Source organism: Bacillus sp. m3-13, from assembly GCF_000175075.1.
Lineage (GTDB): Bacteria > Bacillota > Bacilli > Bacillales > Bacillaceae_I > Sutcliffiella_A > Sutcliffiella_A horikoshii_C.
This window is the reverse complement of sequence record NZ_ACPC01000017.1, coordinates 41,974-67,120: the sequence shown is the minus strand read 5'-3', so window position 1 is coordinate 67,120 and position 25,147 is coordinate 41,974. Positions and strand designations below refer to the sequence as shown.

The window sequence follows — 25,147 nt, the reverse complement described above, 5'->3', positions numbered from 1 at the left end:
GTTGCACTTAATAATTGTGATCATTATCCATGATTTAGTTCAAAGTGCTCTTCCTGCAACTTAATTAAGGAAATATTTTCGTAAAGTTCCTGTATCTTTAACACCAAACTCTCCACCCCAAATATCTCCGTAAAGGTATGGCTCCCAACCAGTAGATTTATATCTGCAAATTGAGCATACTGAATAGTATATAAACTTGCCTCTCCAGTTATGTAGGTATCGCAGCCCTTATCCAAGGCGAATTTTATATGGTCAGTGGAATGACCTGCACCTGTCAGTACGCCTACTTTCTTTACCTTTTTCTTCATGGTTTTTCCACGCTCTTATAGGCTCTTTCAATTCAGTTCTCATAGTCTCTACTAGGGTCTCGAATTTTTCACCTTCGTTAAACTCGCCTATACCAGGTAAACTAGAGTTCCTGTACTCTGAAAAACGTATGATGTTATCAATACCAATCTTATTCATCAATGACGTGCACGTACCAAATTCACTATAATCCAATGGACCATGTATCCAGAAATGATTGATGCTATATTCTTTTAACCTCTTAATACATTCCTCTTTTAATCCATATATAAAGTCCCATGCGTCATGGTGAGTTATGATTAAATCGACCTTTGCGGATTTTGCCTGTTCAATCACTTCGATAGAAAGGTTGGTTGAGTATCCAATTGTCTTTATTAAAGTATTGGAGGTATTGGTGAATCCGTAATCGTCATCAAACTCCTCCAATAACTCTCTAGGAAAAAGCTCATGGATTATAGTTTTAAATTGTGTGATGTCCATAAAATCCCCCCTCTGCATATGCCAATTATTTCAAATTATAGTCATGAACTCAATACTTAAATTTTCTATTCATTTAGTCTAGTCTTATTGAGGTTTTCATATTGGTAATGAGGACCTCTCTCCTCCTGATTTCTCGTCACTGAGGTCTTCATAACGGCGATGAGGACCTTTCTCCTCCTAATTCCTCGTCACTGAAGTCTTCATAACCGCAATGAGGACCTCTCTCCTCCTAATTCTTCCTCACTGAAGTCTTCATAACCGCAATGAGGACCTCTCTCCTCCTAATTCTTCCTCACTGAAGTCTTCATAACGGCGATGAGGACCTTTCTCCTCCTAATTTCTAGTCACTGAGGTCTTCATAACGGCGATCTAGAATTACTTTGAAGACTAACCGCTATTAAACAATAAAAATTTTAAAAACAGGCTTCATTCGTAATAGAATAAAACCTGCCACGATCATTATTTTAAATTTCCAACTCACGTATCATCTTTTTCCTCGAATAAAAGTAATAAACCGTCTGTATCAGTAAGTAAACTCCAGAGATTCTTGCAAAATGAACAAGAAATTGTGGATTCTCCATGGTCCCACCTACATCTTGGGCAAAGGAAATAATATAAACAAATGCCAAGCTGCAACCGAGTAGCGGAGCAAAGAAGAACAGCACACTCATCTCCTTTGAAACAAGCTTCTTTATTTCTCTTTTCGTGATCCCAATTTTAAATAGCTTTTTATACTTGGCCTTCTCCTCTTCCGTGTTGGAGAATATGTTTAGGTACAAAAGGATGAAAGAACCAAAGAAGAAAAGAATGCTGATAAAGGTGGTGACAAAGAACATGATTCTAGATGAATTTTTGATATAGTTGTAGTTTATCACTTTAGATGTTGGCTGAAGAAAATACTCTTCCTCTTCCTCACTATAGCTTAGACGGTCACTTTGGTAAGGCGGAGTAGTGTTGTTATATTGCTCTAATCTATTCTTCAACTCATTTATCACTATTTCACTAGCTTTCCAATCTTGAAAATTCAAGATGTGTACCTTCATCTTATCTCCGGTTAGTGCATTGTTTATTTCCACAAACTCCTCATCACTGATAACTAAAATGGAAGTTGGAACGATTCTTGTTCGATTAATTATTTGATCGATAATGGTTTCTTTTAATGTGTACTCTAACTTCCTACCTTCACCGTTAAAAGAAAGCCCATGTTCATAAGTGCTATCTGGAAGGGCATATTTAGGGATATCATTTATTAGATAGATATATTCTTTACTATTTAAATTTTCCTCTCTCCCCGCAATTCGATTAAAATCTGATAAACCTATAAACACATATTCATAATAAGCTTCTTCCCAATAAGGATCACTCTCATAGTAAGCAAACAATTTTACCGATTCGTGTTCTATAAGAGGATTTTCTGCCTTATCCACAATAGAATACAATTCTTCCGAGGATATATTATTTTTCGTCTCTGTTTCAATGAAAGTTAGGTCATTAGGATTGTCATCCATCACCTGCTGCTCTCCCATAGAATTGATAATCAATATGGTCGTGCTGTAAAAGATGGTGACCATGCTCATAATTGTCACAAGCAGCATGATGGCCGTAAGCTGTTTGAATTTATATTCAAGACTACTTAAAGGAAGGAGCTCGCTATAATAATAGGGTTTATGCTTCCTTGCTAACTTCATAAAGAAACTCATTCCTTGAGACAGGGCCACATAAAGGCCCATTAATATGCCTAAGGTACTCATAAGTAGGTATGCACTAGCATCACCTGCCATAGATGGGTTGGAAAATGTACTATAAAGTAGCACGGCACTTCCGATTACCATTATTACTCCCAGTAGACCAAACGCCGGACTTCGATGCTTGATTGCGTCTGCCACTCGATCACTTTTCATAGTTTGTGATACCGTTTTTGTTAGTGTCAGGTAGAGCGTGATGAGAACGGAAATAAGGAAGATACCAAGGTATGCGCCGATGGAATAAATAAACATTTCCAGCGAAAGATTAAATGGAATATCGCCTAATCCGGTTACTTTTATGAAAAGCAAAAAAATTAATCGAGAAAACACCATCCCAGACACAATTCCCAGTAACGATGGAAGCAGTGGCAATTAAAGCATTTTCTAATAATAAGAGCCTGGCGATATCCCTTTTCGACATCCCTAGTGTCATCAAAAGGCCAAATTCTTTCTTCCGTCGCCGTGTAAAAATCCGATGGGCATAGGTAATGAAAAATACGGTAAACAATACGAGTCCTACACCAGGTATCGTGAGTATATCTCTTATACCTTCAACTACTTTAACCTCCTCAATCGCTTCATTAAAATAAATGGTAGAATACATAAAAAAGAACAACACCGCAAAACTGTTACACAAATAATAAAATAAGTATTTGCCCCTGTTTCCTTTCGCCATCTTCCAAACGAGTTGATTAAATATCACGGCTCCTTCCTCCCAATACGGCAAGATTGTCCATGATTTGGTTTAAAAACTCTTTTCTGTCTCCTTTTCTTACTATATAGGAATCTATCTTTCCGTCTTTGATAAAGACAACCTTTCGGCAATAGCTTGCGGCGAATACATCATGCGTTACCACAACGACTGTCGTTTGTAGTTCGGCAACTATCTTTTCGAAGCACTCCATAATAACCGTGGAAGATTTGGAATCCAAGTTGCCGGTGGGTTCATCTGCGAAAATAATGGCGGGGTCGTTCACTAAAGCGCGACTAACGGCAGTCCTTTGTTGCTGACCACCGGAAATGTTAAACGGATATTTATCCATTATGGTGTCTATACCAAACAACTCCGACAATCCCTTAACCTTTTTCTCCATTTCCGTCACTGATTTCTTTTCCAACACCATCGGAACAAGCATGTTTTCCTTTACTGTCAGACTATCTAGCAAATTGAACTCTTGGAAAACAAAGCCGAGTTGTTTTCTTCTGAATAGGGCTAACTCATCTCCGTTCATTTCACCAATTTCTTTTCCTGCTATATGTACTTCTCCTGATGTTGGGGAGTCTATTCCACTCATCATATGAAGCAGGGTCGTTTTCCCGCTTCCGGACGGACCCATGATGGCGATGAATTCTCCCTTATTTATGGAGAGGTTTACGCCATCGACTGCTGTTGTCGCCCCTTCCACACCGGCATCTCCATATATTTTCACTAATTTCCTAGCTTCTAAAATGGTTTCCCCCATAATAATTCCTCCTAAAGCAAATTGGGATGTAAGCTAATCCCTTTCTCTATCTTGATTTTACTGAGTTTGTGAAACTTCTACCATGGAACAATACGAAAAATACCTTACACTTTTGAAAGGTATCGAATCGTGACGGTTGTACCTTTTGATACTTCCGATTTTATTGTAATCTGGTGGTTCAACCGGTCTGCAATTCTCTTGCAAAGGTAAAGCCCAATACCCGATGAGTTCTGATAGTCCCTTCCGTTTTCACCAGTAAAAAATGCCTCAAACACTCTTTCCAAATCATATGGCGGGATACCGACCCCTTCATCTGTAATAGAAAGAATGGTAACCTCTTCTTCTTGTTTTACATGAAATCTTATCTTTTTGCTTCCGTCTTTTCCGCTACAGTATTTAATGGCATTGGAAATGATTTGATCAAGCATGGTTTCATTCCATTTCTGGTCAGTAATAATGAAAGCAGCTTCTTCCTCACTATCCAGAACGGGGAAAGCAGATTGATAGATAAACTCACTTTTACGGTTATTGATCAATTTTCGTAATGCTGAGTTAAGGTCCATTGATTTTATATCCAAATCATTCTCAAAGCTGTCCATTCGAATCATGGTCAATCCTTGTTCAATGGCTGTATGTAATCGCTTATTTTCACCGTGTAATTTTCCTATGGCTTCTGAACTACTTTGTAACTTCTTTTCATTCTGAATAATTAAATCCGTCACAGATACTGGAGTCTTCAGGTGGTGCATCCAGTGGGATAAAAAATAAAGCCTTTCCTTATTCTTTTCGTTTTGCTCATTCTTTTCTCTGTAATGTTCCTGGTTTAGTTTCTTAATCCACTGATAAAATGCTTTTTGTTCTTCTGTGTATATTTTAAATTCAGCATGCTGATTTTCTATCGCTCCATTTACCTGGTAATAGCGGTACCCATCAATGAGAAGGTAAACAAACAGAAGAAAAAAACCTATGGATAAAGGATATAGAATTTCCGTATTGGCAGGCTCACTCAAATGAAAAAAGGTGATGACAGAAGCCATATTAAATAGATAGAACGAAATGAGTAGACCTCTATCTTTGAAAAATCTCTTTAGTATCCTCTTACCCATTTGTTTTACCTAACCGAGACGGAACACTCAGCATATACCCCACGCCTCTCTTACTTGTAATGACATTTCGAAGTCCAAGTGAAGATAGCTTTTGTTTGATTCGCGTCATATTAACCGTCAATGTGTTGTCATCAACAAAGTTTAACGAATCCCAGACGGCTTCTATCAGAGTTTCTCTAGGAATATAAGTATTGTGTTGTTCTATTAATTTTTTCAACAATATGTATTCATTTTTACTCAGTTCTTCTCTGTTCCCTTCAAATTGGACGACAAGAGTTTGACTATCGAGTTTCAAGCCCTCAGTAGATATTTCACCTGTAACTCTTGATGCATATTCCCCGTACACCCGTCTTATCGTCGCCTTTACTTTTGTATGTAGTAATTCAAATGTAAAGGGCTTTGTGATGTAATCGTCCGCACCTAGTTCCATTGCCATAATTTGATCCATCTCCGTACTTCTTGCAGAAATGATAATGATTGGCACAGTCGATTGTTGGCGGATGCTTCTGCACAAAAAATAGCCGTCATAGTATGGTAGATTTATATCTAATAAAATGAGGTCCGGCTGGACTTCAGTGAAGCTCTCTATAATATACTGGAAATCTTTAGGATAATGTATCTTATAGCTATATCTCTCCAGATGATTTCCTACAAGCTCGCTTAACTGCCTATCATCTTCAATAAGCATGATTTTATGCATATTTCATAATCCCCTTTTATTTTGCTATAGCTGTTTATCTATATTTTACCATAGAAAATATCAGCGGCTCGTTCTATAAAGAATCTACAATTCTTTCCATTGGGAAAATGAATACTTTTTTCTATTATAATCCTAGTCTTTTATTCTGAATTTTCCCAATATAAATTCTTTCTTTAATATGCTAAATTATTCTTGTGTTACCAATTGAGAGGAGATGAGCATGAGGATGAAAAAGAATCCATCAAAGAAAGTATTTTTATCCGTTTTATCAGCAGCAACTATTCTATCTACTGTTGCGCTAAGCAGTCCATCAACAGGGGGAGCTAGCAGCTTTGAACTAGATTTTAAGGGAGTCAGCAAGATAACAGAGATGAAGTCGGTTTCCAAAAACGGCAAAACTGGGGAAGCTTCTTTTCTAGCAGAAACAGAAAATGTAAAAATTCCTAAAGGACTTCAAAAGAAGCTTGAAGTGGTGCCGAAAGATAATAGTCTATATATTGTTCAATTTGATGGCCCTATTTTAGAAGAAACGAAAAAAGAGTTGGAGTCCACCGGGGCAACTATTGTAGATTACATACCAGACTATGCTTACATTGTGGAATACAAAGGTGATGTTGCAAAAGCCACAAACGGGATCGCTCATTTAGAATCCGTAGAGCCATATCTGCCGCTTTATAAGGTAGATCCTCTACTATTCACTAAAGGTGCTTCTGCGCTAGTAAAAGCTGTGGCACTTGACGCAAAACAAAACAATAAAGAAATCAGCTTTAAAGGGATAGACGAAATTGTCGAATATGCTGCCAACAATAATGTTCTTTACATCTCCCCTAAACCGGAATATAAAGTGATGAATGATGTGGCTAGAGGAATCGTAAAAGCCGATGTAGCGCAGAGCAGCTACGGATTATATGGACAAGGGCAAACAGTCGCTGTAGCAGACACAGGCCTTGATACTGGACGCAACGACAGCTCCATGCACGAAGCTTTCCGTGGAAAAATCACCGCTTTATATGCATTAGGTAGATCCAATAATTCCAACGACCCGAATGGTCACGGAACGCACGTTGCCGGATCTGTTCTTGGAAACGGAACAAGCAATAAAGGAATGGCACCGCAAGCAAATCTAGTATTCCAGTCCATCATGGATAGCAGCGGCGGATTAGGCGGCCTTCCATCCAACCTGAGTACATTGTTCAGCCAAGCTTATACTGCTGGAGCCCGGATCCACACTAACTCATGGGGGGCTGCGGTAAATGGCGCTTATACGACAGATTCCAGAAATGTCGATGACTATGTTCGTAAAAATGACATGGCAGTTCTTTTTGCAGCTGGAAATGAAGGACCAAACAGCGGGACTATCAGTGCACCGGGAACTGCGAAAAACGCAATTACAGTCGGTGCAACAGAAAATTATCGTCCTAGCTTTGGATCTTATGCAGACAATATCAACCATGTTGCACAATTCTCTTCCCGAGGGCCCACTCGTGACGGTCGTATCAAGCCGGACGTAATGGCACCAGGAACATTTATCTTATCAGCACGTTCTTCCCTTGCACCGGATTCTTCCTTCTGGGCAAACCATGACAGCAAATATGCCTACATGGGCGGAACTTCCATGGCAACACCGATTGTTGCTGGAAACGTGGCACAATTACGCGAACACTTTATCAAAAACAGAGGCATCACACCTAAGCCGTCCTTATTGAAGGCAGCTTTGATCGCTGGAGCAACTGATGTTGGATTAGGCTTCCCGAACGGTAACCAAGGTTGGGGACGTGTCACACTGGACAAGTCTTTAAACACAGCATTTGTGAATGAGACAAGCTCCCTGTCTACAAGCCAAAAGGCAACGTATTCCTTCACAGCAACTGCAGGCAAGCCACTTAAGATCTCTCTAGTATGGTCTGATGCTCCTGCAAGCACATCTGCTTCTATAACGCTGGTAAATGACCTTGACTTGGTGATTACTGCACCAGATGGAACACAGTATGTAGGAAATGATTTTACGGCTCCTTACAATAATAATTGGGACGGCCGTAATAACGTGGAAAATGTATTCGTGAATGCTCCACAGAGTGGGACATATACAGTAGAGGTTCAAGCATACAATGTACCTCAAGGACCACAGGCGTTCTCATTAGCGATTGTGAACTAAATTTGATTGTTGGGATAGACCACTGTGATCGGGAGCGAGAAGGCTTTCGGTTGCGGTGGTTTTTTGTTTGGTTTATCTTTCATAACACAATGCCACAAAATAAAAAAGCACCTGGAGCATGCCGACTCATATGAAAAGAGCCGTCACTCCCAGATGCTTTCATTCACTCAACCTATTCTTCGTTTGTTTCACCAGTATTCGTTTCATTTTGTTCCATATTCGTTTCGTTGTTGTTCATTTCTTCATTCTCAGCGGCGCATCCAGTTGCAAGAGCTAATAATAAAACGGAAGATGATAAAGCCAATAACATTTTTTTCATGATTGAACTTCCTCCTTGAGCTATGCTTGTTTTAGTGGACTACAAGCTTAATCTTACAAGAAATCTGAACAAAAGATAGCTATTTTACCAATAATTCACAACATTTAAACATTGTTTACGTACGCTTTACATCCCCTAAATATCAGTCGTCTGACTCCTCTAAGATCACCTCATCCACATGATGTTTCTTCATTTTATTTCGAAGTTTGCGATTTTCTTTGGATTCAAACACAACGTCCATATCATAATCTTCCGTATATAAATCCTCCGCTTTGATATAAAGGGAGAGCCGTTTATGGTTAAAAGTTTCTAGGCTCCCTTTTACCATTACTTGCACATCCCCTTTCTCATCAGCCGGTTTATAGACGATACCAAACTCACCGATAGATGGGATCTTTACATTGTCCCCCTTTTTGAAAGTGATTTCATGTTTTGTTTTTTCTTTTTCTGGATGCTTCATTTTTCTCACATACTTTTGATTCATCGCTAGTTGCCTGTCTAGCTCATGTCTTGGTTTATCCGATTTATCGCTGTAATCTTTCGTTTCTTTATACGTTATCTGGTGCGCCCGCTCTATCAACTTGGGGTGCATGCCTAGACGCAATGCAATGGCAAACGCTTGACTGTCCCCTCCTTTTCCAACGATAAGTCGATATGTCGGTTTAAGCGTCTCCACATTAAATTCCATCGATCCGTTACAGAAACCTTTCTGTTCATTCGCAAACTCCTTTATTTCACTATAGTGAGTGGTGGCCAACATTGTCGTTCCCTTGTTATACAATTCTTCTAAAATAGAAGTTGCAAGCCCCATCCCCTCTGCCGGGTCTGTTCCGGAACCAAGTTCATCAAGCAGCACCAATGTCTGAGGTGTAGACTCTGCCAAAATTCCAATAATGTTTTTCACTCTGGAAGAAAAGGTACTTAACGACTGTTCAATACTTTGCCCGTCCCCGATATCCACCAATACCTTATGGAAAATTGCTATCTCGCTTCCTTTTTCTGCTGGGATATGCATGCCACATTGGGCCATCAAAGTCAAAAGTCCCACCGTTTTAATCGTCACTGTTTTTCCACCGGTATTGGGACCTGTAATAACGAGCGCATCATAATCCTCACCGATGACCAAGTTTAAAGGTACTGCATTTTTCCCTAGTAACGGATGTCTCGCGCCTTCCAATCGAATTACATGGTGTTCATTTATTTGTGGAGAGGTGCCATTCATCAATAAGCTGTGCTTTGCCTTTGCAAAAATCACATCATAGCTGACCATTAAATCCATCGCCAATTTGATTTCTTTTTCATGCTCTTGGACTAATCCAGTCAGCGCAAAAAGGATTTGCTCTTCCTCTGCCTCTTCTTGAAACTTCAGCATACTGATGGAATCCTGGATGATGCTTATTTCTTCTGGCTCCATGTACACAGTGGATCCGGAAGCAGAAACATCTAGAACCGAGCCCTTTATATTATTTTTGTATTCTTTTTTGACCGGAATGACATACCTACCGTTTCTGGTACTTACCAGGTTTTCTTGTAGATACTTACTGTATTTGGTGGACTTGACAAGCTGCTCGATACGGTTCTTAATACGTTCCTCCAAGGTAGCTATCTGCTTTCTTACTTTCAGCAGCTCCTTGCTCGCGTAATCGTCCACTCTTCCATTTCGAATGCAGCGAATTATCTCTTCTGCTACATGAGAAAGCTCTGTAACAGAGTAGATGTAGCTTGTGATGACAGGTGCAACATATTCCTTGTCTTTCATAAAACGTTTGAGCTTTTCAATGGTATCCAAGAAATCATGTAGACCCATCAGCTGATCTGGCCTGAATGCAATTCCCTTGTGCAGATTTTTTAGAATGTACTCAATTCCGTGAAGACCGTGAATGGGTACGCTTGAACTAATGGCAAGTATCTTCTTTCCTTCTGTTACCTCGTTTAACCATGCTTCAATCTGTCTTTTATTTACGGATGGTCCCAATGTCAAAACAGCGTTTTTACCCGGCTCTGATAGTGCAAAAGATGCCACGTCTTTCTTTAAATCTGTAAATTGTAAAACTTTCATTGTTTCGTTATTCATCGTTTTTCCTCCTAGTAATTAGTAAGCAGTTTGGGGATGTAGCCACTAAAACCGTGCGAGGAAATGATAAGAGCAGGGCCATAATAATTTTTTACATATAAAAAAACACAAAGAACAACACTCGTCCTTTGCGTTTTGAATGGTAGTTTTAAAATTGAAAGCACGATAAGTAGAAAAATACCTATACTCATGCTGTAACTATCATTTTATGGAGCAGGCGCAAACCCGTGTTCTTAACATTTCGCTATGAGAAAAAAAGCGTACTCAAACAGAGCTCGACATTGGTCGAACTTTTCCTCATATCGCACGTATTTGATTACGTTTAGTTAAGAACTACCTTTTCCATAAAACAAACTCCTTCTGTTTGAAGATACTTCCATTATAATGGATGCGCTTTTGAAAGTCACGCCTATTATTGTATGTTATTCCGTTTATTAATAATTAGTTTCTTTGTTTTCTCATTAACATAGGCATAGAGGATATCCTTCACATCGATTTGCCGGACTGTTAAATGGTCTAGCAGCCACTCCTTAGATCTGTCCAGCAGCTTTAGATTCTTTTCTTGAATTTTCCCATCAATGATAACTGAGATTGGAAGTCCCTCATCATCAATTGATATTTCCAGATGCTGTACTGTCACAGGGGTGTTTTCCGGCTTTGGAATGATGCTTATCTCCCCAATCGGTTCTAAAATGGCATAGTCAATGTCAGAGATTTTCGGGTACCCTTTACTTCTTAGTATGGAAAGCAGTTGTGCGATGGAAACCATTGATTTTTCCATATTATCTTCAACAATTTGACCATGCTTGATGAGGATGGTAGGTTCTCCCAAAAAGAACCGGTTGCCCCATTGCCAAAGGGTCAGTTTTGAGAATATTATATGTATCGTAACGAGTACAGCGAGAGCACCGAGCGTTGGTAGATATTTAGTACTGATTAGCGGTTCTGATGCTACCGTCCCCACAATAATAATAGCCACTAGGTCATACGGAGTCATCTGTACGATAGTAGATTTCCCCATCAATCTCATAATGGCAATTGTAATTATGTATATGGTCAATATTTTCAGGATTAAAATCATGGTTAACTCCTCATATCTCTTTTCGAAATATGATGTCCTGATTTATTGATAATATCCTGAGATTTAGTTATTAACTATTAGATGCTCGGTGGTTTCAGGTATTTCTTTTAACGCCTTCTTTAAAAACTCGGGGTATAAAACTACATCTTCTAGCTCAGTGATTGGTACCCATTCATAAACCAACCTTTCCCCTTCCACCCCATGAAACGGTCCATTGGGAAGAGCTTGTTTATCTTCAGTTGAAACAAGATAGTAAAAGCCTATTTCATGAACTTTCTTCTCACGGTATTCAAAGAAATTTTCTACAATCCAAACCAGCCTTCTAATTTCAACGGATAAATCCAGTTCTTCTTTAAATTCGCGTTGCAGGCTGAGGGGGGATGCTTCGTTCATCTCCACTCTTCCACCCGGCAGCGACCAGATTTTGTCCTCGCTTGCTCTGTGAAGGAGGATACGGCCGTCCTGAATCCAAACTCCAGCTACTCTGTAATTGAAAACAGCTTTTTCTGTATGGAAAACTACATCCACTTTATTCACCTCCTTTGAGATCGTTTATTATGGTTGCAATTTGTTCAGTCAGTGTTACTTGGCTGCTAATAATCCAAACCAAAAATGCGATTAAAACAATTGAATAGAATGTTACGTACCTTTTCCAGTTTTTTTCAGGTCTAAATGGCTTATAAGCGTTTTTGAATAACAACAAAAAAAATACCAAGCAAAATACATATGTCACATTCCAATAAGCATTTGCTTTTGATATCAGCTCGATTGCTTGTATTGCTTCATTGGTGGGAGTGTTTATTACTTGATCCTTTATTATGTATCCTTTTTCAATGGTTAGATCCCCATTTTCATGATATTGATACGAATATCCTGTTAAATTGAAGTTGGTCACCGTAGTAAATAGTATGAGGCTAAGGGTACTTAGTATATAAAAAATAAAAATATGTTTGATTTTAATTTTTGAAATGAGTATCACTCCAAGCTTCTAATGACTTCACAAATACAACCCGTTCCTGCCCAATCCCGTCATAGTTCTGATGTATCGGAATGCCTTCTATAACCATGTCCCCATCCGTCATGGTAAAACCCATTCTAGTATGGAACTTAATAGAGGTGGCATTCACAGGCGAGGTTACACAACTCACTTCTGTACAGCCTTTTTCCTTAACTGCCTGAAAAAAATGTTCATAAAGTGTTCTTCCGATATTTTCCTTACGTGCCTTAGGGTTCACACCCACAAAATGTATGTATGCTTGGTGTAGATTGGATGGAGAAATAAAGCCTATAACAAACCCGATGGTCTCTTCGTTTTCTTCTATAATAAAACTCGTGTCTTTAAAATGATGAATGAATAATCGTGGCAGCATGTCGACCATATCCCGCCCGCCCCACCATGTGTTAAGGTTAGTGGATATGCGGAGAAAGTCTTCGTCTTGTATGTTTCTTATTTTCATATGATTGACCTCTCTATCTCACCTTGTATGTAATCTCTAACACTTTTTAGCTCTTCATTCTGAAATACTCCTATTCTATTGCCTTGATAGCTCTCAACCACTTTCCGGATGGTCTCTTTGTACTCTTGTGGAAAAGAAGTAAGCCCATATTCTCCCGCTTCTAGTTTGGAGGAAATGATTCCCTCTTTTACGTACCAATACACTCTTATCAAATTCAACACACAATATACCGGGTCCGCCTCTACGTTTTTTAAACAATCCTGATAATCTGCGAGGATTGAAGATAAATAGTGAGTGCTTGGAATGACAGGAAAAACATCATCTATCATAGGACCTTCCCAGCATATGCCTCTATGATTGAGTATACTGAGATGAGCTGCCAGATCAGGGTCCACTTTATGCTCAACGTTAATTGCCTCGTATTGACCTGTTAACAACTCTGTTTCAAAGACTTGTCTCCATCCTTCACTATAGTGGAATTCATAGGGACTTGGATGGGTCCAGTTTTTAAGTTGATCTTGTGTTAAAAAGCTGATTTCAATAGGATATGGGTAGTTAGAATTGGCAAGCAGGAATTTTGCTAGTTCGCATTGCGTAGGGATGTCTAGCGAATTTTTCACAATTACCAATAGGTCTACATCACTTTGATCAGGATTAAAGCCACCCATTGCCAATGAACCATGGATGTAAATGCCGACAAAATTCTCGTCTGTTATGGCTTTGATAGTATTGGTTAATTTGTTAAAGTAGCTTTCCATATTCTTATTCAACTGTATCAACCCGATTAAATGGGAAATATCTTAGAACCACTTTTCCCATCACGTTTTCTTTCGGTATAGAGCCTATCTCACGGCTGTCTCTGCTTTCATTCCGGTTATCCCCCATCACAAAAACATGACCCTTTGGAACTGTCACTTCTTCAAATGGAAACAGCATTTCTTCTTGTAGATACTCTTCTACCAACGCCTCCCCATTCCTATAAACGGTTCCTCCCCGATATTCCAACTTGTCGCCCTCTACACCAATCACTCGCTTGATCCAGTAATTGTTTCCCTGAGTTTCGTCCAGCAACGCGTTTACTAATGGATTCTCCTTGAAATTATCTGTTAGACTTCTTTCGCGCTCCACCCGACTATCAATGACTACAATATCATTGTACTTTGGGTCGATTCCCACCATGTACCCGCTTTTGAAGATTAACACTTTATCACCATCATCTTTACTGGTCCAGATATCCTCTCCATCCAACGTCGGTTCCATGGAGCTCCCTTTAACGGTAAATGGCTGCACAACCAATGCACTAACAAGAAAAGCGAAAAAGAGGCCGATTACGCATGCCTTCCCCCAACTAAACAATTCTTTTTTAAATTTTTCTGTTTTCATATGTATCACCCTAACAAGCTATTTTGGTTTGTTCCTGTCCCAATAATACGATATGGAAGGGGAAAAGGTTCCATTTTCCAATGATTACTTCACTACTTTTTCACCTATTACATCTTTCAACTCTTCAAAACTACTAATCACCAGATCCGCTTGTGCCAGCTCTTCTTCCTGCGCAAAATCAAACCTGGATCCAATTGCCGTCAATCCATTTCCTTTTGCCGCATTTATATCTGACAGTCGGTCCCCTACAACCGCACCATGATGAATAGAGTACTTCTTCACGATTTCCCCCACAAGTTCTGTCTTATCCAAGGATTCAATTTGGTTGTCTATTTTTCTTGAAGAAGGGAGGTATCGATTGTTTCAGATTCAACTACCAACGCAAGCATCCAGCTCTCGCTTCCTGATTCATGCCATTCACCCTCCTCCCACATGACTCCTTCTCCACTTTTTATAGGGGTTTTTTCTCTGTCTGTTCCAGTTACCCACCCATCTCCTTGGACTACAATGAACAACTGCTGTACGGTTGCCTGATGATATCCCACTACACCGCCAGCATCCAATTGAATAAATCCGATACTATTCTCCTGCTTGTTTCTACAAACTTTTATAAAATGGGCACCCTGTGAATCGTATTGTTTTATCGGGAAACCTATTTCTTTATCAAACCGAAAAAATTTCATTGCTTACTCCTTTCATATTACACATTTTTAAACAAAGCACCTTGCCTTCTTGCCAGTCGCTCCATCACATTGACCAATATGAGGGCAATGATGAAATACGCCGCACCTACCATTAACTCATTTAACAAGAGCGGACGTATTGCGTTATTTTCCAACTGATAAATAGACCGAATTGCTTCTATGCTATTAGTAAGAGGCAGTACTCTTGCCACGGCTTCCATCGGTCCAGGAAGTAGACTGACAGAAAAGTTCACTCCACAGAAAACCTGAAACGAAGCAATCATGAAATTCAAAAACAGGTTTACATTTGAAAACAATAAACTGACACATGCAAAAAGCAGTGAAAAGCTCAAAAGAGAGAACATGGTTACCACAAATAGAAGTAGCAAATAACCAAACTGCTCCACCGGAAGTTCAATTCCAAACAAAAGTCTCGCGATGATAAGCCCTACTATAAAAACAAACAATCCATCCAGTAATGGAACTATTGCTTTTCTTGAGATGATGACAAATGTTGAAGTTGGGGAGGCAATATTCAACTCCAATGTCCCATATTGCCTCTCCCCTCTGAACATGGACATAAAATTAATCATCATCGTCCGGCCGGTATAAAAAACAACGTTACCAAGGACAACATAGGATAAATACTCAGGACCCGCAATCGCACTTACTAATGTGGCAAAAAATAAATAGTGCATGAAAGGATCCAAAACCCTGAAGAGAATAAACAATCTCAGTGTTTGAAACGAATAGAGAGCTTTATAAGATAGATAAGTAAAACCGAATTTGTTTAGCAGTATCATCTATATCGCCCCCAGACTGCCATGATTTCTTAACACCATTTCCATTCGTTTGATAATGAGAACAGAAAGGAGAAAATAACACAACACTTATCAGTAATGCAATTCCCATGGTCGTAAACATTTGCGGTGACAAGGCAAGGGTTTCGTAGTACCCCCTGAATGCCCCACCGTCATAGGAATTACGAAAGCAATGGCCCTAAAAACCCCATGGCAAACTGTCGACTGGCACAAACACGCCACAAATTAAAAGGACCGGGATCAAGATTAAATTCTGATAATCAAATACATTTTGAAACGCAACAAATACGATGGCAAGTATCATGCCAACGACACTCAGGGAAAACAACAATACTAGTACCGAAAGAAAAAAGAAGCCCATAATCCTGAATCCCAACTGGCAATTGAAAAATGAATCTTGCGTATACGAAACTTAGAATCATGGACAAAAGAGCGATAAATGCATTACTAATCGCCTTTGTTTAGAATCACTTGGAATAAGGATACAGGGGCTGCAATTAAAAGCTTCAGCGTGTCGCTCCATTTTTGAGCAATCAACGCCGAACCAGAAGAGTAAAGTACATAGCTCCACATACTAATTAAAGCAGACGCCACCACAAACTTTTCCACATTCACGCCACCGCGCATCTGCTGCAGGAAATAGACAATTGCCAAGAACATCAACGGTTGGAAAAACAGTAAGAACTGATACATTTTGTTTTGAAAATTAGTAAAATATTTGAGCTCTCTTACTAATAAGAAGAAAAAATTCATGGCGTCACCCCACATCCTTCATGTGGTGAACATACGCATCTTCTAACGATATCTCACGTCGTTCAAGCTTAATGACATCGCCATACTTTGCGAGATATTCTTTCAATTGATCCAAACGGGCTTCTTCCTCTTCCACCTGAAACATAACAGAGTAATAAGGTGCTTTAATTTCTGTCACTTCTACCTGTTGTAGGAACTTATCCTCTTTTAGTTTGTCAGTATCATAGACTTGCATCGTAGCTTCAAACAACTTTAGATGGTTGCAACTCTCTTTTATATGTGTCGGTTCCCCAATCATACTGATTTCTCCATTTTTAATAAAAGCAATTCGATCACACAGCTCATCTGCTTCCTGCATGTAGTGCGTCGTTAAAATGATGGTAATACCTTTTTGGGCAAGTTCTTTCACAATATCGCGGAGAAGTCTTGCTCCAATTGGATCGAGTCCGATTGTCGGTTCATCAAGGAAGATGATTTTCGGATCATTGATCAAGCATCGTGCAATATGTAGTCGTTGTACCATTCCTTTAGAATATGTATGTATCTTCTGGTTTGTTGCATCTGTTAACCCTACTAATTCAAGTAACTGGGAAATCTGTTGGGATTGATCTTTGTTAGGGATCTTATATAAGGTGCAAAAATAGTGCATATACTCTTTTGCTGTAAGTCGCCCGTAAACTCCCCGCTCTCCTCCGTAGACAAAATTAATTTTGTCTCTAATTTCACTGCTTTCTTTTACCACATCGTACCCGAGTACTTTGACGCTTCCTGTTGATGGTAAAAGCAACGTCGTCAAAATTTTTATCGTGGTGGTTTTTCCTGCTCCATTCGGTCCAAGAAGTCCAAATACTTCTCCTTCCCTGACCTCGAAGTTCACTTGATTAAGTGCCGTCTTTTTTTCACCCTTCATTTTGTATATTCTTGACAAACTCTCAACCTCAATTACATTTTTCATATTTTTGGCCCCATTCTGAAAATTATAACTCTGATTATAGAGAAGATTGGGTGAGGTGTAAATAATTGGTTCTATTTTCTCCGGGAAAATAGGATTTTTCTATCATTTTTTTCCACCAAGATTACTTACTGTCGAAAACTCACTGTTTACTGTCGGTTTGGAGTGAAATACGGTCCGAATCTTTTGAAATACAAGCCAAAGTCCTCTACTTACTGTCCAAACTTTATGCAATACACAAAAAAGCCGAAGAACAAAGTTCTCCGACTTTTCTGCATAACTAAACCGAATTCAGCCTAACACATCCGTAATCCCGTCCATATTTTCCGAGATCCATTCAACAGCAACATCCAAGTTCTCAAACTCCTGAACCTCAAATGTTACTTCATCCTGAAGCAGCCAAACATCTTTATCTTCATGATTAATGCCACCAATCGACCAGTGCAACAAGCTGTATGGGTGATTATGATTTAAAAATGAAGCCCAAGTTTTCGATTGGGCCACATTTTTTAATGAGTTGATTTTGCCCCCATTGCTCATTTCGCTCCCTCCACTACCAATAAACTCATTCGTGGATTTAAAATTTGGCTTGGACATTTCAACATATAGCAGTTAGCACTTTCCACAAAATCAACTGTCATGTCTTCATCAAAAAAGAGAAGCTTTGATTTTTCCATTAATAATGGTCCTATGTTTGTTTCTAGCTCCACATCGTCATCGTCTTTTTCCGGTGTGATCCATAGTGCGGAAACTCCGCTGACGACGCATCCACATCCATCTGTATCATATTTTAGCTTTAACCATTTTCCTTCTTGGTTTTCAAGCTTTGCTTTTACTCTTTCTGTTGCTTTCTCTGTGAACGTTACTTTCACGTTTCATGCCTCCAAAATGTTTCATTGTTAGCCTGATTGTACCATATATTGCTCATTAGTATAACTAGAAGGCATTAGGAAAGGATGGTAGTGGATAAGTTCTTGTTGTCAAAATGGATAATTGTAGGTACGATACTAATATCTTTATTAGAAGGAGGAGATTACCAATGTCAAAAGTAACAATTAAAGTGATGGATAACGGAGGGTTCCGTGTAACAGGTGATGTAGAGTTAGTTGATGCAGAGGGAAACAAGTTTGAGGACAAGCCGGCGTTTACTTTGTGCCGTTGCGGCCTATCTAAAAAGCTTCCTTATTGTGATGCTTCACATAAAGGCAATTTCGAGTCCTGTGTGCGGGCTGCCCAAGTACTGAACGACTAAATTGGTGCAGCCGTAACCAGTAAAGCTTGGAGGGGAAATCATTTTCCCCTCCTTTCATTATGAATAATGGAGTCGCTGGAGTTTTGGAAGGTAAAGGAACAAAAAAATAGAACGTCCCAGACTGAATACAACAAAAGCAAGCCAGATACCCTGATTTTCAAACATAGGTACCAATAACCATATGACTAATAAAAATAGAAGTAGTGCAAGAAAAATAGAGTTTCTAATAGACTTGGCGTCTGTCACCCCTGAAAATATCCCTTCTAGTTGCAAACCCCAAAAGCCCACAAAAGGGAATATCACCATCCACACCAAGTTGTCAATTGCCATATCTCTTACCGTAGCTATATTTGTAAACAATCCGACAATACTATCTCCAAATAGCAACATGAGGACAGCCAGTGTAACAGCAGTTCCTAACCCCCATACTGCAGACAAATTTACAGCTCTATTAAATAGGAATAAATCTTTGCTTCCTAACGCCCTTCCCGTCAAAATACTGGATGCATTTGCAAATCCACCAATTAAATAAGCCATTATATAATGAATTTGTAGCAAAATGGAATTGGCAGCAAGTGTCACCTCTCCCATACCGGCACCCTTGGATGTAAAAATCCCGGTCATAACCAACAAACATACTGTTCTTAAGAAGAGGTCTCTATTTACTTTTACCATTTTCATCAAAGGATCTGGATCTAGAATCATCCGAAGCTTTACACTGGAGAACCCTATTCTGTTATGTCTGGCTATGATGAATCCACCAAAGAGAACCGCACTTATTTCAGAGATAAGAGTGGCATAGGCTACTCCAGCCACCCCGAGCCCTAAAACCATTACAAAGACAATGCTAAGGACTATGTTCATCACATTCATAACCAATTGGGTGGCAAGCGATAGCCGTACCTTCCCCATTCCGATTAACCACCCAATAAACACATAGCTCATTAAGATAAACGGGGCACCCCAAACGCGAATGGAAAAATAGGTGAAGGCAAAGGAAGATACCGCATCGCTCCCTCCTATTACATTTAATGCAATATGTAAAATCGGCTTTTGAAAAATGATAAAAAGCAAGCCAAAAATCATTGCGATAATCATCGGCCTTAGTAAGGTTAATTGGGTTTCATTAATATTATGTGAACCTTGTGCCTGTGCAGTAAAGCCGCTTGTACTGACTCTTAAAAAGCCAAGTAGCCAGTACATCGTATTGAAGATGACAGCTCCAATTGCCACTCCACCTATTGAAGATGGATCAGGCAACCTCCCAACAACCGCTGTATCCACCACTCCGATTAGCGGCGTGGTAATTCCAGCTATAATGAGGGGAAACGCCAGTCCTACATACTGCCTGTTACTAAAGGCTGCTTTCTCTTTCAATACTCCTGTGTTCATACCTTCTTTTCCTTTCTGTCCTTAAAACGAAGCAGCCTTAATCAGTGCTTTCGTATACGGATGCCGATTATAGTGGTTGAGGTCTTCCAACGGAAACCGGTCCACTACGATGCCATCTTTTAAGACCATTATCTTGTTGCATAAAAAGGTGACAGCTCTTATGTCGTGCGAAATGAAAAGTATCGTCATTTCAGTTTTTTCTTGAAGATTCTTTAGTAACTGCAGAATCTGCTTTTGAACGGTAACATCAAGGCTTGCCGTAGGTTCATCACAAATTAAAAGGCCCGGTTCTAGACTTAGTGCCCTGGCAATACTGACACGTTGCTTTTGCCCTCCACTCAATTCGCCTGGAAAACGCTCCAGCAAATGTGCGTCTAGACCGACCATTTCAAGGAGTGACATCGCTAGTTCTTTGCGGGATGTCTCTTCTCTATTTAGAATAGAAGGCTTTACCTCTTTGAAATTATCTAATGGTTCCAAAACACTTTTCCAAATTGGAAGCTTGGGATTAAGGGTGCTGTTAGCGTCCTGGAACACCATTTGGACTTGTTTGCGGTACTCTCGCAACTCCGCTTTCTTTTTTGGCACAATTGAATTGCCATTAAATGTTATGTCACCTTCCTTATAAGGTTGAAGACCCAACAGTACCTTCGCAAGCGTACTCTTTCCACTACCGCTTTCTCCTACAATCCCCACACACTCTCCTTTGTTTACAGCGAGAGACACATTGTCTAGGGCTTTAACACTTTGGGAATAACTAATGGTCAGCTTCTCTACGATTAATTGGCTCATATGGACATCACCTTCTCCCTATTCGACTCCACCCCAATTTCTTCTCCAGGCAGAGCCAATACACACCCGCATAATTTTTTTGTATAAGGGTGCTGGTGATAACAGCGAATCACTTCGGGAGTTCCACTTTCTACAATCTCACCATGTTCCATTACATATATCTTGTCCGTCCGCTTGTAAGCCTGTGTTAGATCATGTGTGATCATCAAAACGGCACATCCCGTCTCTTTTCTCATTTTCTCAATATAATCCAATACCTTTTCTCCACTCATGACATCAAGTGCAGTGGTAACTTCATCGCAAATTAGCAACGATGGCTTTAACGCAAGGGACATCGCTATAGCAGCCCTTTGTACCTGTCCTCCACTTAATTGAAAAGGGTAACTTCTATAGACTCTTTCCGCTTCTAATCCCGTTTCGGCAAGTACATCCAAAGCCACAACTTTTGCTTCTTTTTTTGATAGAGGATGATGCGCCCGGATGGTTTCAACCATTTGTTTCCCTATTTTAATAAAAGGTGTGAAACTCCCTCTGTAATCTTGAAAAATAATGCCTATCTCTTTCCCGAGAAGCTTTCGGTGTTCCTGATGTGACAATTCTAATAGATTTCTATTTTTATAGAGAATCTTACCTTTTGCGTTCATTTGTCCTGGAAGCAGGTGCAAGATTGCTCTAGCCGTCATGCTTTTCCCGCAACCACTTTCCCCTATCAATCCGATCATTTCCCCCTTGGCAATCTGGAGATTTAATCTGCTGATTATTGCTTTTGATTTATTGTGTGTTTCAACGACTAATTGTTCAATAGTAAGCAAAGGTTCACTCATCGATTATCACTGCCCTTTCTAATGTCAAAGTGATCTTTTAATCCATCTCCCAATAAATTGCATGTTAAGACAGTTATCATGATGGCAAGCCCAGGATAAATCATTAGGGAGGGTACTGCTTGAAAATATCCTCGCCCTTCATTCAATATAGCTCCCCATTCGGGAATAGGTGGCTGTGCTCCTAGTCCGATGTAGGATAAGGCAGAAATCATAAGGATCACCTTACCTACGTCAATGGCTGCCATCGCAATGATCTCCGGAAGTACTTGTGGCAAAAGGTGCATGCGAATGATTTTCCATGTACTTGAGTAGGAAATCTTAGACACAAAAATATACTCTTTTTCCTTTTCTGCCATAACTAGACTTCGGACCACTCTCGCATACATGATCCACCTGACTAGAATGATGGCGAGCACAATATTGGTTAGGTTTGGACCCAATATTCCAGCTATAGCTATGGCCAGGATAAAATCGGGAAATGCCAAGATGCCATCTATCATTCTCATAAAAACGGCATCTACTTTCCCACCTATGTAACCGGAGAGAAGGCCGATTGGCACACCAATTACTATTGCAAGAAAAATCGCAAGCAATCCAAGTCCAATAGTTAACTTGGCTCCATACAAAATTCTTGAAAAGACATCTCTGCCTAATTGATCTGTTCCAAGCCAATGGATGGATGAAGCCTCTTTTAGCCTATTTCCCATATCTATTTGGAATGGATCATGGGGAGCCATTGTGCTTCCAAACAAAATGACACCAGCCAGGAGGCTCGCAAAAATGGAACCAATCACTAGATTAGGATTGCGAAGAAGACTATTATTTTTCCATTTTATCGTCATACTTTCCATTAACTTACCTCCCTTCCATGCCTAATCTGTGGGTCTATAATCAAATAGAGCAAATCTACCATTAAATTGGTCATGACCACTAAGACACCTACCACCATAATGTATCCTTGGATTAACGGATAATCCCGTTGCATCACTGCTTGAACAATCATTTCTCCCATACCTGGCCAGGAGAATAGTATCTCAATTACGGTGATCCCTCCAAGAAGACTGCCAATACTCAAGCCAAACATAGTGACAAGGGGAACGAGACTACCGCGTAATGCATGAAATAGAAGGATTCTTCCCCTTCCTAATCCTCGGGCATAAGCTGATTCAATATATGTACTTTGCAAGGTAGAAACGAGTCTTTCCCTCAGTAATTTTATATATAAAGGCGCCATGGCGATCCCCAGAGTGATAGAAGGCAGAACAAAGTGGGAAAGCGTTCCCTTTCCCATAACAGGCAACAGGTTCCACTTTAATGAAAAAAAGTAGATGAGTAGTAAGCCAAGCCAAAAGCTAGGAATGGATGCACCGAGTATGGCAAACCACCTGCTGATAAAATCCGGCCACTTCCCTTCATATACTGCCCCTATCACACCAAGTGGTACGGCTATAATGAATAGAGCAATCAGCCCCCCTACGGATAAGGCAACGGTCGCTGGAAGTTTATCCAAAATGATTTCCAAAACTGGCCGTTTAGAGATAATAGATTCTCCTAAATCCAATTGCGCTACATTCCATAACCATTGAATATATTGAACTAAAATCGGTTTATCAAATCCATATTCCTTCATGACCCTTTCTTTATCCTCTGTGGTCGATATAACATCATCCACTTTCAATAATGTCCTGACCGGGTCTCCCGGGGTTATTTTCATCAAGACAAATGTTGCGAAAGAAAGTAGCAGAATCATAATAGTCAATTGAACCAGCCTTGAGGAAATAATAGATACAGCCTGTCGCATTTTTTCCACCCACTTCTATTCATGAAGAAAAGTGAAAGCATCCAGGATACTTTCACTTCATCATTTTATTTTACATCCATTTTGTTTGTTATTAGGTAATATTCCTCTGATCCTGGCTCCCAATCTTTGACTCTATCATTTACTCCTACGATAATGTGCGGGTGCAAGATGAAGGAATGAGGAACCTCCTTCTGAATGATATTCACTGCTTCCTTTTGGAGCTCCACCCTCTTTTCAGGATCTGCTGTGGTGTTTAGTTGTTGGGTTAGTTTGTTTAATTCCGGAATATTAATTTGGCCCGGATTCAACGCGCCATCCGGCAGATAAGCAACATTAAGGAAATAACCGCCATCCCCACGAGGAGCTGTCAGGTTAGAGTATGTCACCATATCCCACTCACCTTGTTGCTCCCATAAATAACTATCAATGTTTTCAATGGTGGTGATTTCTATATTAACCCCGACAGATGCAGCTTCCCCTTGCAGGTATTGAGCAAGTAAAGGAAGCTCAGGTCTTCCTGGATACGTCGCAAGTTTAAGAGTAAGCACCTCTCCGTCTCTTTCCATCTTTCCGTCCGCGTTCTTCTGATAGCCTGCCTCTTTCAACAGCTCTTCCGCCATTTCAGGATTATAATTGGTCGGTTCCGTTTCACCCGCAAATGCAAAGTCAGGATTAAATGGGCCTGCCGCCTCTGTTGCGTGACCATTCATAATTTCCTCTACTGCCACTGGACGGTTCACTAATAGGTCCAATGCTTTTCTCACATTTACATCCTGCAATGCAGGGTTAGCATTGTTATAGAGTAGAAAATGGACACGAAGGCTTGGTACCGACTCTACTTTTAGTTTATCGTTGCTTTCAATTGGCTCTAGCGACTCAGGAGGAAGATGATAGGCAATATCTGCTTCACCTGATTGAAGGCCAAGTGCCCTAACATTTCCATCTGAATTAAATTTGATTTTCACTTGATCCAATTTTGCTGCTCCGTCCCAGTAATCCTCATACCTTTCTAAAATTACTTCCGTTTCTGAGGTGAAACTTGTGACCTTAAACGGGCCAGTCGCTATCGGCTGCTCCCCAATATTTTCAGCATCGGCTTTAACGATGGAGGTATTTGTATGTACTAACTCAGAAAGAAAGGCCGGATATTCCTCTGTGTTGACGAACGTTATTTCTTGTCCGTCCGCTTCCATCGACTCGATTTTCAAACTAGATGAAATTGCTTCATTTGTTTCCAGCACCCGTTCAAAGGAAGCTTTCACCGCTTCTCCATCCACCGGCGACCCATCATGGAAGGTGACACCCTCCCTAATCTCAAATGTCCAAGTTTTTTCATCTTTTTTCTCCCATGCTTCTGCCAGCCATGGCTGAATTTCCAGGTTTCCGTCAATCTTAACCAATGTTTCTGCCACTCCAGCACGGACCCCCATCCAATCCTGATGCGGATCCATTGTTTTAGAAGCGAAACTGAATAGCATCGTTACAGACTTTTCAGCGGATTCTTTTGATGTTTCCTTTTCATTTCCACTACTGCAACCTGAAATGATTAATAGCATGACGATGAAAATGGAAAATAATCGTGATTTATTTGATTTCATATCTTTCTCT

The 25,147-nt window shown here is 40.0% G+C and carries 28 protein-coding genes and 1 pseudogene; 2 read left to right on the top strand and 27 right to left on the bottom strand.

All coding sequences use genetic code 11. From position 1 onward, the window contains the following. Nucleotides 1-23: 23 nt before the first annotated feature. The 6 genes and pseudogenes from M313_RS23115 to M313_RS0108580 all read right to left on the bottom strand — a co-directional run bounded on the left by M313_RS23115 (nt 24) and on the right by M313_RS0108580 (nt 5,800). Nucleotides 24-786, bottom strand: a pseudogene (locus M313_RS23115) (Nif3-like dinuclear metal center hexameric protein). A gap of 464 nt (nt 787-1,250) precedes the next feature. Next, the gene (locus M313_RS0108600) at nt 1,251-2,840 is read right to left on the bottom strand and encodes an FtsX-like permease family protein (RefSeq protein WP_029326403.1); all 1,590 of its coding nucleotides are present in this window, start codon (nt 2,838-2,840) and stop codon (nt 1,251-1,253) included. Continuing rightward, nucleotides 2,797-3,234, bottom strand: a complete 438-nt coding sequence (locus M313_RS0108595; protein ID WP_029326402.1) for an FtsX-like permease family protein — start codon at nt 3,232-3,234, stop codon at nt 2,797-2,799. Before M313_RS0108595 ends, M313_RS0108600 begins: the two co-directional genes overlap by 44 nt. Next, a complete protein-coding gene (locus M313_RS0108590) occupies nt 3,224-3,994 on the bottom strand; it encodes an ABC transporter ATP-binding protein (protein WP_010194263.1) in 771 nt (256 codons plus the stop codon). The genes M313_RS0108595 and M313_RS0108590 overlap by 11 nt, the downstream gene beginning before the upstream one ends. A 104-nt stretch (nt 3,995-4,098) precedes the next feature. Next, nucleotides 4,099-5,100: a sensor histidine kinase gene (locus M313_RS0108585; protein ID WP_010194257.1), complete on the bottom strand. Its 1,002-nt coding sequence runs from the start codon at nt 5,098-5,100 to the stop codon at nt 4,099-4,101. Beyond that, nucleotides 5,093-5,800 carry a response regulator transcription factor gene (locus M313_RS0108580; protein WP_010194256.1) on the bottom strand — a complete coding sequence of 236 codons (708 nt, stop codon included), beginning with the start codon at nt 5,798-5,800 and terminating at the stop codon, nt 5,093-5,095. Before M313_RS0108580 ends, M313_RS0108585 begins: the two co-directional genes overlap by 8 nt. A 220-nt stretch (nt 5,801-6,020) precedes the next feature. Here M313_RS0108580 and M313_RS23110 point away from each other — a divergent pair, with 220 nt between their 5' ends. Then, nucleotides 6,021-7,955 carry a S8 family serine peptidase gene (locus M313_RS23110; protein ID WP_162014425.1) on the top strand — a complete coding sequence of 645 codons (1,935 nt, stop codon included), beginning with the start codon at nt 6,021-6,023 and terminating at the stop codon, nt 7,953-7,955. Nucleotides 7,956-8,127: 172 nt separating this feature from the next. On the opposite strand, the gene M313_RS25795 is transcribed toward M313_RS23110, so the two are convergent. The 15 genes from M313_RS25795 to M313_RS0108495 form a co-directional block, all read right to left on the bottom strand. Further along, on the bottom strand, nt 8,128-8,274 hold the full coding sequence (locus M313_RS25795) for a hypothetical protein (RefSeq protein ID WP_010194254.1): 147 nt from the start codon (nt 8,272-8,274) through the stop codon (nt 8,128-8,130). 142 nt (nt 8,275-8,416) lie between these two features. Continuing rightward, nucleotides 8,417-10,348: an endonuclease MutS2 gene (locus M313_RS0108565; RefSeq protein ID WP_010194252.1), complete on the bottom strand. Its 1,932-nt coding sequence runs from the start codon at nt 10,346-10,348 to the stop codon at nt 8,417-8,419. Nucleotides 10,349-10,760: 412 nt separating this feature from the next. After that, entirely contained in the window at nt 10,761-11,429 is a 669-nt protein-coding gene (locus M313_RS0108560; RefSeq protein WP_010194251.1) for a DUF421 domain-containing protein, read from the bottom strand. Between the two features lie 63 nt (nt 11,430-11,492). Next, a complete protein-coding gene (locus M313_RS0108555; protein ID WP_010194250.1) occupies nt 11,493-11,957 on the bottom strand; it encodes an NUDIX hydrolase in 465 nt (154 codons plus the stop codon). A 428-nt stretch (nt 11,958-12,385) separates the two neighbouring features. After that, nucleotides 12,386-12,886, bottom strand: a complete 501-nt coding sequence (locus M313_RS0108545) for a GNAT family N-acetyltransferase (protein WP_010194248.1) — start codon at nt 12,884-12,886, stop codon at nt 12,386-12,388. Further along, nucleotides 12,883-13,656: an aminoglycoside adenylyltransferase domain-containing protein gene (locus M313_RS0108540; RefSeq protein ID WP_010194247.1), complete on the bottom strand. Its 774-nt coding sequence runs from the start codon at nt 13,654-13,656 to the stop codon at nt 12,883-12,885. The genes M313_RS0108545 and M313_RS0108540 overlap by 4 nt, the downstream gene beginning before the upstream one ends. Further along, complete coding sequence (gene lepB / locus M313_RS0108535; RefSeq protein ID WP_010194246.1) at nt 13,649-14,269, bottom strand: signal peptidase I; 621 nt, start codon at nt 14,267-14,269, stop codon at nt 13,649-13,651. The genes M313_RS0108540 and lepB overlap by 8 nt, the downstream gene beginning before the upstream one ends. Before the next feature lie 84 nt (nt 14,270-14,353). Then, entirely contained in the window at nt 14,354-14,551 is a 198-nt protein-coding gene (locus M313_RS23105; RefSeq protein ID WP_010194245.1) for an HAD hydrolase-like protein, read from the bottom strand. Nucleotides 14,552-14,598: 47 nt separating this feature from the next. Then, complete coding sequence (locus M313_RS0108525) at nt 14,599-14,952, bottom strand: cupin domain-containing protein (RefSeq protein WP_010194243.1); 354 nt, start codon at nt 14,950-14,952, stop codon at nt 14,599-14,601. A 17-nt stretch (nt 14,953-14,969) separates the two neighbouring features. Continuing rightward, nucleotides 14,970-15,755 carry an ABC transporter permease gene (locus tag M313_RS0108520; protein ID WP_010194239.1) on the bottom strand — a complete coding sequence of 262 codons (786 nt, stop codon included), beginning with the start codon at nt 15,753-15,755 and terminating at the stop codon, nt 14,970-14,972. 196 nt (nt 15,756-15,951) lie between these two features. Beyond that, a complete protein-coding gene (locus tag M313_RS0108515; protein WP_010194238.1) occupies nt 15,952-16,134 on the bottom strand; it encodes an ABC transporter permease in 183 nt (60 codons plus the stop codon). A gap of 86 nt (nt 16,135-16,220) precedes the next feature. Continuing rightward, nucleotides 16,221-16,526, bottom strand: coding sequence for a hypothetical protein (locus M313_RS0108510; RefSeq protein WP_010194236.1), 306 nt, complete (start codon nt 16,524-16,526; stop codon nt 16,221-16,223). Nucleotides 16,527-16,530: 4 nt separating this feature from the next. Beyond that, complete coding sequence (locus M313_RS23100; protein ID WP_010194234.1) at nt 16,531-17,481, bottom strand: ABC transporter ATP-binding protein; 951 nt, start codon at nt 17,479-17,481, stop codon at nt 16,531-16,533. Nucleotides 17,482-17,769: 288 nt separating this feature from the next. Then, nucleotides 17,770-18,018, bottom strand: a complete 249-nt coding sequence (locus M313_RS0108500; protein WP_010194233.1) for a DUF2552 family protein — start codon at nt 18,016-18,018, stop codon at nt 17,770-17,772. Beyond that, entirely contained in the window at nt 18,015-18,350 is a 336-nt protein-coding gene (locus tag M313_RS0108495; protein WP_010194232.1) for an iron-sulfur cluster biosynthesis family protein, read from the bottom strand. Before M313_RS0108495 ends, M313_RS0108500 begins: the two co-directional genes overlap by 4 nt. Nucleotides 18,351-18,517: 167 nt before the next feature. Between M313_RS0108495 and M313_RS0108490 the strand changes: the two genes are divergently transcribed. Next, complete coding sequence (locus M313_RS0108490) at nt 18,518-18,730, top strand: CDGSH iron-sulfur domain-containing protein (RefSeq protein WP_010194231.1); 213 nt, start codon at nt 18,518-18,520, stop codon at nt 18,728-18,730. A 57-nt stretch (nt 18,731-18,787) separates the two neighbouring features. On the opposite strand, the gene M313_RS0108485 is transcribed toward M313_RS0108490, so the two are convergent. The 6 genes from M313_RS0108485 to nikA form a co-directional block, all read right to left on the bottom strand. Beyond that, nucleotides 18,788-20,122, bottom strand: a complete 1,335-nt coding sequence (locus M313_RS0108485; protein ID WP_010194229.1) for an MATE family efflux transporter — start codon at nt 20,120-20,122, stop codon at nt 18,788-18,790. 21 nt (nt 20,123-20,143) lie between these two features. Further along, entirely contained in the window at nt 20,144-20,914 is a 771-nt protein-coding gene (locus tag M313_RS0108480) for an ABC transporter ATP-binding protein (protein WP_010194226.1), read from the bottom strand. Beyond that, nucleotides 20,911-21,738: an ABC transporter ATP-binding protein gene (locus M313_RS0108475; protein WP_010194223.1), complete on the bottom strand. Its 828-nt coding sequence runs from the start codon at nt 21,736-21,738 to the stop codon at nt 20,911-20,913. Before M313_RS0108475 ends, M313_RS0108480 begins: the two co-directional genes overlap by 4 nt. Beyond that, on the bottom strand, nt 21,735-22,589 hold the full coding sequence (gene nikC, locus M313_RS0108470) for a nickel transporter permease (protein ID WP_010194220.1): 855 nt from the start codon (nt 22,587-22,589) through the stop codon (nt 21,735-21,737). Before nikC ends, M313_RS0108475 begins: the two co-directional genes overlap by 4 nt. Next, nucleotides 22,589-23,539, bottom strand: a complete 951-nt coding sequence (gene nikB / locus M313_RS0108465) for a nickel ABC transporter permease (protein WP_010194219.1) — start codon at nt 23,537-23,539, stop codon at nt 22,589-22,591. The genes nikC and nikB overlap by 1 nt, the downstream gene beginning before the upstream one ends. Nucleotides 23,540-23,604: 65 nt before the next feature. Continuing rightward, nucleotides 23,605-25,137 carry a nickel ABC transporter substrate-binding protein gene (gene nikA / locus M313_RS0108460; RefSeq protein ID WP_010194218.1) on the bottom strand — a complete coding sequence of 511 codons (1,533 nt, stop codon included), beginning with the start codon at nt 25,135-25,137 and terminating at the stop codon, nt 23,605-23,607. Nucleotides 25,138-25,147: the final 10 nt, after the last annotated feature.